This window comes from Streptomyces sp. NPDC046831 (assembly GCF_040645305.1).
Taxonomy (GTDB): domain Bacteria; phylum Actinomycetota; class Actinomycetes; order Streptomycetales; family Streptomycetaceae; genus Streptomyces.
The window spans coordinates 318,138-329,224 of sequence record NZ_JBEYXZ010000004.1; the positions used below are offsets into that span (position 1 = coordinate 318,138).

The 11,087-nt window shown below is 71.9% G+C and carries 11 protein-coding genes and 1 rRNA gene; 7 read left to right on the plus strand and 5 right to left on the minus strand.

Going from position 1 to position 11,087, the window contains the following annotated elements; all coding sequences use genetic code 11:
- Positions 1-119: 119 nt before the first annotated feature.
- Entirely contained in the window at positions 120-866 is a 747-nt protein-coding gene (locus ABZ920_RS06405) for a transglycosylase SLT domain-containing protein (protein ID WP_361499384.1), read from the minus strand.
- Positions 867-1,473: 607 nt separating this feature from the next.
- Between ABZ920_RS06405 and ABZ920_RS06410 the strand changes: the two genes are divergently transcribed.
- Both ABZ920_RS06410 and ABZ920_RS06415 read left to right on the plus strand, forming a co-directional pair.
- Positions 1,474-2,619, plus strand: a complete 1,146-nt coding sequence (locus ABZ920_RS06410; RefSeq protein WP_361499386.1) for a GAF domain-containing sensor histidine kinase — start codon at positions 1,474-1,476, stop codon at positions 2,617-2,619.
- Positions 2,612-3,253, plus strand: coding sequence for a response regulator transcription factor (locus ABZ920_RS06415; RefSeq protein WP_361499388.1), 642 nt, complete (start codon positions 2,612-2,614; stop codon positions 3,251-3,253). The genes ABZ920_RS06410 and ABZ920_RS06415 overlap by 8 nt, the downstream gene beginning before the upstream one ends.
- 611 nt (positions 3,254-3,864) lie before the next feature.
- On the opposite strand, the gene ABZ920_RS06420 is transcribed toward ABZ920_RS06415, so the two are convergent.
- Positions 3,865-4,659, minus strand: coding sequence for a hypothetical protein (locus ABZ920_RS06420; protein ID WP_361499390.1), 795 nt, complete (start codon positions 4,657-4,659; stop codon positions 3,865-3,867).
- Between the two features lie 151 nt (positions 4,660-4,810).
- Between ABZ920_RS06420 and ABZ920_RS06425 the strand changes: the two genes are divergently transcribed.
- The 3 genes from ABZ920_RS06425 (at position 4,811) to ABZ920_RS06435 (ending at position 7,198) form a co-directional block, all read left to right on the plus strand.
- Positions 4,811-5,608 carry an ABC transporter ATP-binding protein gene (locus tag ABZ920_RS06425; protein WP_361499392.1) on the plus strand — a complete coding sequence of 266 codons (798 nt, stop codon included), beginning with the start codon at positions 4,811-4,813 and terminating at the stop codon, positions 5,606-5,608.
- Between the two features lie 53 nt (positions 5,609-5,661).
- Positions 5,662-6,093, plus strand: a complete 432-nt coding sequence (locus ABZ920_RS06430) for an NfeD family protein (protein ID WP_361499394.1) — start codon at positions 5,662-5,664, stop codon at positions 6,091-6,093.
- A 145-nt stretch (positions 6,094-6,238) separates the two neighbouring features.
- Complete coding sequence (locus tag ABZ920_RS06435; RefSeq protein WP_361499396.1) at positions 6,239-7,198, plus strand: SPFH domain-containing protein; 960 nt, start codon at positions 6,239-6,241, stop codon at positions 7,196-7,198.
- Positions 7,199-7,414: 216 nt separating this feature from the next.
- On the opposite strand, the gene ABZ920_RS06440 is transcribed toward ABZ920_RS06435, so the two are convergent.
- The 3 genes from ABZ920_RS06440 to ABZ920_RS06450 all read right to left on the minus strand — a co-directional run bounded on the left by ABZ920_RS06440 (position 7,415) and on the right by ABZ920_RS06450 (position 9,506).
- Positions 7,415-7,924: an HNH endonuclease gene (locus ABZ920_RS06440; protein ID WP_361499398.1), complete on the minus strand. Its 510-nt coding sequence runs from the start codon at positions 7,922-7,924 to the stop codon at positions 7,415-7,417.
- Positions 7,925-8,121: 197 nt separating this feature from the next.
- Positions 8,122-8,661 carry a YbhB/YbcL family Raf kinase inhibitor-like protein gene (locus ABZ920_RS06445; protein WP_361499400.1) on the minus strand — a complete coding sequence of 180 codons (540 nt, stop codon included), beginning with the start codon at positions 8,659-8,661 and terminating at the stop codon, positions 8,122-8,124.
- Between the two features lie 62 nt (positions 8,662-8,723).
- Entirely contained in the window at positions 8,724-9,506 is a 783-nt protein-coding gene (locus ABZ920_RS06450) for a sporulation protein (protein ID WP_361499402.1), read from the minus strand.
- 164 nt (positions 9,507-9,670) lie between these two features.
- Between ABZ920_RS06450 and ABZ920_RS06455 the strand changes: the two genes are divergently transcribed.
- Positions 9,671-10,312, plus strand: a complete 642-nt coding sequence (locus tag ABZ920_RS06455) for a DNA-3-methyladenine glycosylase (protein WP_361499404.1) — start codon at positions 9,671-9,673, stop codon at positions 10,310-10,312.
- A 520-nt stretch (positions 10,313-10,832) separates the two neighbouring features.
- Positions 10,833-11,087, plus strand: a 16S ribosomal RNA gene (locus ABZ920_RS06460); the annotation flags it as partial.

Here is an 11,087-nt window from a genome sequence, read left to right on the forward strand (position 1 = left end):
GGCGCCCCGTGCACGGCGACGGGCGGCACCCCGCGGGGTGCCGCCCGTCCGTATGCGACGAAGGGCGGCACCCGCACGGGTGCCGCCCTTTCCGCGTGTCTCAGAGGTCCGCGCCGACCTCAGTACGCGCTGTTGACGTTGTCGATCGAGCCGTAGCGGTCGGCGGCGTAGTTGGCGGCGGCGGTGATGTTGGCGACCGGGTCGTAGATGTTCTGCGACGTGCCGGGGACGTGGTACGCGGCGAAGGTCGGCGGGATGACCTGCAGCAGGCCCTTCGACGGGATGCCGTTGCGGGCGTTGATGTCCCAGTTGTTGATGGCGTTGGGGTTGCCCGAGGACTCCCGCATGATGTTGCGGTGCAGGCCGCTGTAGGAGCCCGGGATGTTGTGCCGGTCCATGATGTCCAGCGCCTGCCGGATCCAGCCGTCCAGGTTGTTGCCGTAGCTCTTGGCGGCGACCGGGGCCACGTGCGGACGTGCGGCGGCCCGGGAGGCGGCCTGTGCGGCCTGCGCGGCCTTGCGGGCGGCTTCGGCCTTCCGCTGCGCGGCGGCCCGCTCCGCGGCCTGGTGCTGGGCGGCGGCCTGGGCCGCGGCCTGCTTCCTGGCCTCGATGGCCTGGATCTTCACGCTCCTGCTGGCGAGCTGGTCGGTGACGCTCGGCTTGACGTCCTTGATCGGCTCGGAGCTGAACCGCACCGGAGCGGACGCGGGAGCCTCGGCCACGGTCGACTCGGCCTGGCTCGGGGCCGCGGAGAGGGCGATGGCGGCGGCGCCGAGGGTGGCGACACCGGCGGCGGCCACCTTGTGGGACGTGGTGAGGGACTTGGCCAGGGCACGACTGCGCTGGAGCACGGTGTTTTCGGGCATGGCGGAAGAGACCTCTTCGAGTTGCGCGGAGGTCGCTCGTCGGACAGCGGTGGCAGGAGCCTTCCCGCAGGAACGCTGCGGGGCGAACCCGCGGCGCTGAGCGACGTGAGCCATTCTTAGCGGCCGCAAAAACCCCAGGCAAAGGTGTGACGTACTATCCGGGATCGTCGGACGGGAACCGGCAAAACGGGACACACGGGGCTGACTGTCCCGTTCACGGGGCTGCCGGGTCTCCTAGGTGCCTTCGTACGTGATCTGCGCCCTATGCCCGTCCTCACACCGCGGGCGCCCACACCTCACCCCACGTTGCCGCCGCAACGCAGTGGGTGAGCGGCTTCTCCGCGCGGACGAGCCGCCCGCCGACGGACGTCGTCGCCGGGGCGCCTGCCCGCCCACGGCCCCTTCACACCCGGGTCCGCCCGGCGGCTGCGACGACCCGGCCGGACGCCCCGCCCGGACGGCACCGGCCCGGCCGCGCCCCCTCCCCGTTCCCGCGTCCCCCGGACCCCGGCCGCCCACTCCACGGCGGCACCCCCCCGTCGTGCCGGCTCCGCACGGCCCCCCACCAGCCCGGTCCCCGGTGCCGCCCCGCCGGTACGGTGAGGGCATGAGCCAAGGCCCCCGGTCCGGCCTCGCCGCGGTGAGTTCCGCGCTGCTGGCCATGAGCAGGCACCTGGAGGTGCGCGACGTCCTGAAGACGATCGTCGCCTCGGCCCGTGAGCTGCTCGACGCGCAGTACGCCGCCCTCGGCGTCCCGGACGACCACGGCGGCTTCGCCCAGTTCGTGGTCGACGGCGTCAGCGACGAGCAGTGGCGGGCGATCGGCCCGCTCCCGCGCCAGCACGGCGTTCTCGCCGCGATGCTGCGCGAGGCGCGGACCGAGCGCCTCGCCGACGTGCGCGAGGACCCCCGCTTTGAAGGCTGGCCGGCCGCACACCCCGAACTCTCGGACTTCCTGGGCATGCCGGTCTGTGACGGCGACGAGGTCATCGGAGCGCTGTTCCTGGCCAACAAGAACTGCCCGAAACCCCTCGGGAGCTGCGGCTTCACCGAGGAGGACGAGGAACTGCTGTCGATCCTCGCCCAGCACGCCGCGATCGCGCTCACCAACGCCCGCCTGTACGAACGCAGCCGCGAGCTCACCATCGCCGAGGAACGCTCCCGCCTCGCGCACGAGCTGCACGACGCGGTCAGCCAGAAGCTGTTCTCGCTGCGTCTGACCGCCCAGGCCGCCACCGCGCTCGTCGACCGCGACCCGGCCCGCGCCAGGGAGGAGCTGCACCAGGTGGCCGCGCTCGCCGCGGAGGCCGCCGACGAGCTGCGTGCCGCCGTCGTGGAACTGCGCCCCGCGGCCCTCGACGAGGACGGCCTGGTCGCCACCCTGCGCACCCAGATCCAGGTCCTCGACCGCGCCCACACCGCGCGCGTCACCTTCACCGCCCGGAGCTTCAGGGCGCTCCCCGCCGCACAGGAGGAGGCCCTGCTCCGCGTCGCCCAGGAGGCGCTGCACAACGCGCTGCGGCACTCGGGCGGCCGGCACGTCGACGTGACCCTGGACCGCCGCGGCTGCGGCGCCGTCCTGCGGGTCGCCGACGACGGCGCCGGGTTCGACCCCGGCACGGTCTCCCGCGCGGGACGCCACCTCGGCCTGGTCTCCATGCGCGACCGGGCGAGCGGGGTCGGCGGCAGTCTGACCGTGGAATCGGCGCCCGGCAAGGGCACCACGATCGAGATGGAGGTACCCGGTGGCTGAGCCGGTCAGGGTCCTGCTCGTCGACGACCACCAGGTCGTCCGCCGGGGCCTGCGCACCTTCCTCGAGGTGCAGGACGACATCGAGGTCGTGGGCGAGGCGGCCGACGGCGCGGAGGGCGTCGCCCGGGCCGGGGAGCTGCGGCCCGACGTCGTCCTCATGGACGTCACCATGCCGATCATGGACGGCGTCGCGGCGCTGCGGCGGCTGCGGGAACTCGCCAACCCGGCCCGTGTCCTGATCGTCACCAGCTTCACCGAACAGCGCACGGTGGTCCCGGCCCTGCGGGCGGGCGCCGCCGGGTACGTCTACAAGGACGTGGACCCGGACGCGCTCGCGGCGGCCATCCGCTCGGTGCACGCCGGACACGTCGTGCTGCAACCCGAGGTCGCGGGCGCCCTGCTGTCGCAGGAGGAGGGCAACCCGGGCCAGGGCAGGGGAGGTTCGCTCACCGAGCGGGAGCGCGAGGTGCTCGGCCTGATAGCGGACGGCCGCTCGAACCGCGAGATAGCGCGTGCGCTGGTGCTCTCCGAGAAGACCGTGAAGACGCACGTGTCGAACATCCTGATGAAGCTCGACCTGGCGGACCGCACACAGGCCGCGCTGTGGGCCGTACGGCACGGCGTGACCGGCTGACCCCCTCACCCGAGGTCCACGACAGGTTCTCCTCAGGGCCGGCACTCATCCCGTCGTGGAGATGTCCTCCGGACGGCGCGCCCGCCGGAAGCCCCGGCCGCGGCTCTCCGGCGCCGGCCGCGGCGCCTGCCACGGCCCTCTGCCACCTCGGCGCACCGTCCGCGCCACACCGTGCGCGGCCGTCGGCGCGACCCCGCGGCCTCCAGGCTTGCGACCCGCGCCCCCTGGCCTGGTGCCGGGCGTGACGGGCGCTTCCTGCCCCGGTGCCGGGCGCGACCCGCGCCCGCTCGCCCAAGGCCGGGCGCGGCCCGCGCTCTCCGGACCGGTGCCGGGCGCGGCCCGGATGCCGCGGTGGCCCTTGGCCTGGTTGACGTTGTCGGTGACGGCGATGAGCTGCGGGCGGGTCAGGTCGTTGGCGAAGGCCTGGCGCTGCGCGCGCGGGGTGGTGCGGCCGGGTGACGGTCGCACCCGTGGGTGTCGTGGCGCGCCCCCTGGCCCGGCGCCTGGCGCGACCCGCGCCCGCGGGACCGGAGGCCACGCTCGCACGGCCCCGGCGGCACCACCGCACCCCGAGGCGCCGCGGTGCCGCGGTGCCGCTCATTACTCCCGCCTCAGCGCGCCCCTTTCTCGCGCTCCTCCACGACGGAGTTGTACGCCGCCACCCGCGCCCGCCGGGCCGTCCGCTCCACCGGCCGCAGCGCCGCCGCCCGCGCCCCCATCTCCGACGCGCTCACCGCACCGCCGTGCCCGTTCCCCGCGGCGAGCGACACCAGCAGTCCCACCCGCTGCGCCAGCTCCAGCACGCGCGCCGCCCGCGGCGGATACCCCGGAGCCAGCACCTCCCGGCCCCGTGCCCCCTCGGCCCGCGCCCGGTACGCGTCGATCGCCGCCTCCGCCACCGGACCCGACCCGGCGACGTCCAGCCGCGACAACACCTCGGTGGCCTCCCGCAGGGCCTCCGCCAGCTCCCGCTCGGCCTCGCCCAGCGACGGCACGTCGGCCGGCGGCGCCTCCCGCACCGGCAGCACGTGCCAGACCACCTCGACGTGCACATCACCCGCCGGCCCGGCCCCGTACACCTCCGGCACCAGGCCGACCGCGGCGCCGTGGCAGACCACCGCCTCCCCGGCGTCCAGCGCCCGCGCGTTGAACTCCGGCGGCCCGCTCAGCCCCAGCGGATGCCCCGGCGCGGGCAGCGCCACCCGCAGCCCGGTCACGCCCAGCGCGCGCAGCCGCCCCAGCGCCAGAGTCAGCCCGACCGGCGCCGACTCGCCGGGCAGCCCCTGGACCCGGTGGACGGCGTCGTCCCCGACGATCGCCAGCACGGCGTCGTCCGGTGAGACAATCCCGGCCAGAAGTGCGTTTCCCCAAGCGGCGAGGCGTCCAGAGCGCGGTTCCGAGAGCATGCCCTCCACCCTAAGGACCGGACCGCTGGAACGGCGCCCCCGGCCGGTGGCGTAGATTTTCCAGTGGGCTGCGCCCACCGGCGCGGCTGACCGAGCCACAGGCGTACGCGACAGCCGAGACCGGCACACTGCAAGGGGAGACAACGCGCTCATGAGCGATGTTCTGGAGCTTCAGGACGTATCCGTGGTCCGCGAGGGCCGGGCTCTGGTGGACCAGGTCTCCTGGTCGGTCAAGGAGGGCGAGCGCTGGGTCATCCTCGGCCCCAACGGCGCCGGCAAGACCACCCTCCTCAACGTCGCCTCCAGCTACCTCTACCCCACCCAGGGCACCGCCACCATCCTCGGCGAGACCCTCGGCCGCCCCGGCACCGACGTCTTCGAGCTGCGCCCCCGCATCGGCGTCGCCGGCATCGCCATGGCCGAGAAGCTGCCCAAGCGCCAGACCGTCCTGCAGACCGTGCTGACCGCCGCGTACGGCATGACCGCCGGCTGGCAGGAGGAGTACGAGGCCGTCGACGAGCAGCGCGCCCGCGCCTTCCTCGACCGCCTCGGCATGACCGAGTACCTCGACCGCAGGTTCGGCACCCTCTCCGAGGGCGAGCGCAAGCGCACCCTCATCGCCCGCGCCCTGATGACCGACCCCGAGCTGCTGCTCCTCGACGAGCCCGCCGCCGGGCTCGACCTGGGCGGCCGCGAGGACCTGGTGCGCCGCCTCGGCCGGCTCGCCCGCGACCCCATCGCCCCCTCGATGATCATGGTCACGCACCACGTCGAGGAGATCGCCCCCGGCTTCACCCACGTCCTGATGATCCGCCAGGGCAAGGTCCTCGCCGCCGGCCCGCTGGAGCTCGAACTGACCTCCCGCAACCTCTCCCTGTGCTTCGGGCTGCCGCTCGTCGTCGAGCAGATGGGCGACCGCTGGACCGCCCAGGGCCTTCCGCTGTCCTGATCCCGCCCCGCCGCGCCCTGTCCGCGTGGGACCGGCGGACCTACCATGACCATGTGAACGACATCGACGCATGGGTGTGGTGGCTCATCGGCGCGGCAGCGCTCGGAATCCCGCTCGTGGTGACCGCGATGCCGGAGTTCGGCATGTTCGCGGTGGGCGCCGTGGCCGCGGCAGTCGTCGCGGGACTCGGCTTCGGCGCCGTGGTCCAGGTGCTCGCCTTCGTCGTCGTCTCCGTCGCCCTCATCGCCGTCGTGCGGCCCATCGCCGCCCGGCACGGCAGGCAGCGCCCCCAACTCGCCACCGGCGTCGACGCGCTGAAGGGCAGGCAGGCCGTCGTCCTGGAGCGTGTGGACGGCTCCGGCGGCCGCGTCAAGCTCGCCGGGGAGGTCTGGTCGGCGCGTGCGCTCGACACCGGCCGCAGCTACGAACCCGGCGAGGAAGTCGACGTCGTGGACATCGAGGGAGCCACCGCCATCGTCATGTGACCTCGGACAACGCCGGGATGGCGGAACTGGACCGAACACCCCACACGGCACGCGACGGTCTGTCAGACTCGATCAGCAAGATCTTCAGCAGTCCATAGGATCTTCCGAAAGCGCCGAGGCGGAGAAGGAGACGGGGAGCGGGACGATGGAACCGGTCATCATCGTTTTGATCATTCTGGTGGTGTTGGTCTTCATCGCCCTGATCAAGACCATCCAGGTCATTCCACAGGCCAGCGCCGCCATCGTGGAGCGCTTCGGCCGTTACACCCGGACGCTGAACGCGGGACTCAACATCGTCGTCCCGTTCATCGACACCATCCGCAACCGCATCGACCTGCGCGAGCAGGTCGTGCCGTTCCCGCCCCAGCCGGTGATCACCCAGGACAACCTGGTGGTCAACATCGACACCGTCATCTACTACCAGGTGACCGACGCGCGGGCCGCCACCTACGAGGTCGCCAGCTACATCCAGGCGATCGAGCAGCTCACCGTCACCACGCTGCGCAACATCATCGGCGGCATGGACCTCGAGCGCACCCTGACCTCCCGCGAGGAGATCAACGCCGCCCTGCGCGGCGTCCTCGACGAGGCCACCGGCAAGTGGGGCATCCGCGTCAACCGCGTCGAACTCAAGGCCATCGAGCCGCCCACGTCCATCCAGGACTCCATGGAGAAGCAGATGCGCGCCGACCGGGACAAGCGCGCCGCCATCCTCCAGGCAGAAGGCGTCCGGCAGTCCGAGATCCTGCGCGCCGAGGGCGAGAAGCAGTCCCAGATCCTGCGCGCCGAGGGTGAGGCCAAGGCGGCCGCCCTGCGCGCCGAGGGCGAGGCCCAGGCCGTCCGCACGGTCTTCGAGGCCATCCACGCCGGCGACCCGGACCAGAAGCTCCTGTCCTACCAGTACCTCCAGATGCTCCCGAAGATCGCCGAGGGCGACGCCAACAAGCTCTGGATCGTCCCCAGCGAGATCGGTGACGCCCTCAAGGGCCTGTCCGGCGCGATGGGCAACTTCGGCCCCATGGGCGGCGGTTCGGGCGGCAGCGGCTCCTCCGCCGCCGCGGACAAGGGCGGTACGGAGCGCCGCGAGCGCCCGCCGATCGACTGAGGGACCCGCCCCACTACCGCGGAAGCCCCGCGCCCCCCGAGGGCGCGGGGCTTCCGCGTCGTACGGCACCGCCTCGGCCGCCGCACGGCGGTCCGGCCGGGGACACGGTGTCGGGCTTCGCCCGGCAGCACGGGGGCCGGATCGAGCCCGGACCCGGCCGGCCGCCGCCCCGGGAACGGCGGAGGGAGCACCCCGGCCGTCCGGACCGGCGGGCCGTCAGGCGGCGGCCCCGTGCGCCAGCCACTCGGGCAGCGCCGCCAACTCCGTCTGCCCCAGCGCCAGCAGCATCGCGTCCGCCGGGCTCGGCTCGAACGGCTGCCGCAGCAGCGGCATCCCCGCCTCCTCCGGCGTCCGGTTCGCCTTGCGGTGGTTGTCCTGCGCGCACGACGCCACCGTGTTCAGCCAGGTGTCCTGCCCGCCCCGCGACCGCGGCACCACGTGGTCCACGGTCGTCGCCCGGCCGCCGCAGTAAGCGCACCGGTGCCGGTCCCGTACCAGCACGCCCCGCCGCGACCACGGTGCTCGTCTTCGGAAGGGCACCCGGACGTACCTGCACAGCCGGATCACCCGGGGCGCGGGTATGTCGACCGCGGCTCCCCGCATCCGCAGTTCGGGGTGGGCCTGCTCGACGACGGCCTTGTCCTGGAGCACCAGAACGACGGCTCGATTCACAGTCACCGTCGACAGCGGCTCGAAGCTCGCGTTGAGTACCAGCGTGTCCCGCATACCAGCCCACCTCCCGTGTGCACCGGCCCACCCCCTGGCGGGCTGGGACCAACTCTGGCCGGGCACGCCGGGAGGGACAACGCAATATCCCTTCCCCCGGAAGGGCGGTCCGCGCGTCCCCGGCGACAAAAGTGCCCGCCTCCGATCACTTCCATGACCGGAGGCGGGCAAACGTCCCGTGAACGCCCGGCCGGCTGTCAGCCCTGCGCGGGGTTCTCGTACTCGCCGATCAGCTGGGCCCGCGCGACGGCGTGGAACCGCAGGTTGAAGCCCACCACCGCGGGGGAGGCGTCCGCGTCCGGACCGAGCTTCTCCTGGTCCACGGCGTACACCGTGAACACGTAACGGTGCGGCCCGTCCCCGGGCGGCGGCGCGGCGCCCCCGAAGTCCCTCGTCCCGTAGTCGTTCCGCGCCTGCACGGCACCCTCGGGCAGACCTTCGAACTTCCCGCTGCCCGCACCGGCCGGCAGCTCGGTCACCGAGGCCGGGATGTCGAACACGACCCAGTGCCAGAACCCGCTCCCCGTCGGGGCGTCCGGGTCGTAGCAGGTCACGGCGAAGCTCTTGGTCTCGGCCGGGAAGCCCTCCCAGCGCAGGTGCGGCGAGGTGTTCCCCGCCGCGTGGACCTGAGCGTCCTTGAGTGTCGCCCCTTCCTGGACGTCGTCGCTCGTCACCGTGAAGGACGGCACGGGCGGATGGAAGTCGTGGGGGAGCGGCCGCCTCTTGAGCTCGGTCACCTCGGCACCTCCTGATCGGTTCTGGGATGACTCATGATCAACCAAGTCACCGGTTCCAGAGCCTAGAACCAGTTGCGCCTGCTGCCGACCTCGGAGATCCACTGGTGCAGATACGCCGCCCAGTCGGTCCCCTGGTAGTCCTGCAGACCCACCTGGAACGAGCGGAACGTGTCGCTGCTCTCGCTGAACAGGCCCGGCTTCTTGTCCATCTCCAGCACGACGTCCATCGCGTGCTCGTCGGCCACGAAGCTCAGTTCGACCTGGTTGAGGCCCCGGTACTGGGACGGCGGGTAGAACTCGATCTCCTGGTAGAACGGCAGCCGCTGCCGCGTACCCCGGATGTGGCCGCGCTCCATGTCCGCGTTCTTGAAGCGGAAGCCCAGGCCGATGAAGGCGTCCAGGATCGCCTTCTGCGCCGGCAGCGGGTGCACGTTGATCGGGTCGAGGTCACCGGAGTCCACGGCGCGCGCGATCTCCAGCTCCGTGGTCACCCCGATGTGCATGCCGCGCAGCGGCTGCCCGTCGATCACGGTGACCGGCGTCTCCCACGGGATCTCCAGGCCGAACGGCACGGCGTGCACGGCCCCCGCCTGCAGCTCGAAGGCGCCACCGAGCCGCATCTTGGTGAACTCGATGTCCTGCTTGTACTCCTGGTCGCCGCTCTCCACCTCGACCTTGGCCTGCAGACCGACCGACAGTCCCTCGATCTGCTGGTTGACGGACCCGCCCTGGATGCGCACCTCACCCTGCACGACACCGCCCGGCACGACGTTGTCCTCGTGCAGCACCGTCTCGACGGAAGCCCCGCCGGCCCCCAGGCTCGCGAGCAGCTTCTTGAACGCCATGACTCTCCCTCTACGTGTGGGTCCCTGATCCCTACAAACGCGCTCCGGCCGCGGCCGGTTCCGTACCGCACCCTGGCAGGACACCGGGCCCCCGGCCACCCGGCGCGCACCGCCACGCCTGCACTACTCTCGGGCGGCATGTTCGCGCACTACTCTCGGGCGGCATGTTCGCGAGCCCCGACCGTATGCCCCTGCCCAGGGAGTTCTTCGACCGGCCCGTCCTCGAGGTGGCACCGGACCTCCTGGGACGCATCCTCGTCCGCGCCACCCCCGACGGCCCGATCGCACTGCGCCTGACGGAGGTCGAGGCGTACGACGGACCGAACGATCCCGGCTCCCACGCCTACCGGGGACGCACCCCGCGCAACGACGTCATGTTCGGGGAGCCCGGTCATGTGTACGTCTACTTCACCTACGGCATGTGGCACTGCATGAACCTGGTCTGCGGTCCTGAGGGGCGCGCGAGCGCGGTCCTGCTGCGGGCCGGCGAGATCGTCGAGGGCGCCGAGCTGGCCCGCACCCGCCGGCCGTCGGCCCGCAACGACAAGGAACTGGCCAAGGGCCCGGCCCGTCTGGCCACCGCCCTCGACGTGGACCGGGCCCTCGACGGCACCGACGCCTGCGCCGCCGGCGAGACGCCCCTTCGCATCCTTACCGGCACTCCGGTCCCGTCCGGCCAGGTGCGCAACGGCCCGCGCACGGGGGTGGCGGGAGACGGAGGCGTGCACCCCTGGCGCTACTGGGTCGCCGACGACCCGACGGTGAGCCCGTACCGTCCCCACGTGCCGCGGCGGCGTCGAGGTTGACTTGTGCGGACCGGGTGCGTAACGTAGCCCGAGCCGCTGAACCGGGTACGGCGATCGCCTGCAGCCGGAGCGGCAAACCCACTACTCACGATCACCCCTCGGCGGGGTCGCTTCGGACGTGCCTGCACGTCCGAATTCGAACTCGCGGAACTCGATTATGAATCGGGCCGGGGAATCGGCTAACGTAGTGAATGCCGAAAGGGCGCCGGTGAAAGCCGGAAAGCCAGCGGCACATCCCGCCGGCCGGGAATCGGGTCAGACAAGATCTGATAGAGTCGGAAACACCGAAGGGAAGCGCCCGGAGGAAAGCCCGAGAGGGTGAGTACGAAGGAAGCGTCCGTTCCTTGAGAACTCAACAGCGTGCCAAAAGTCAACGCCAGATATGTTGATACCCCGTCTCCAGCATCTGCTGGGGCGAGGTTCCTTTGAAAAAACACAGCGAGGACGCTGTGAACGGCTGGGCTCATTCCGCCCGGCTGTTCCGCTCTCGTGATGTGTCACCCCGAGTACGGGGAAAGCATTCACGGAGAGTTTGATCCTGGCTCAGGACGAACGCTGGCGGCGTGCTTAACACATGCAAGTCGAACGATGAACCACTTCGGTGGGGATTAGTGGCGAACGGGTGAGTAACACGTGGGCAATCTGCCCTGCACTCTGGGACAAGCCCTGGAAACGGGGTCTAATACCGGATACGAGCCTCACGGGCATCCGTGAGGCTGGAAAGCTCCGGCGGTGCAGGATGAGCCCGCGGCCTATCAGCTTGTTGGTGAGGTAA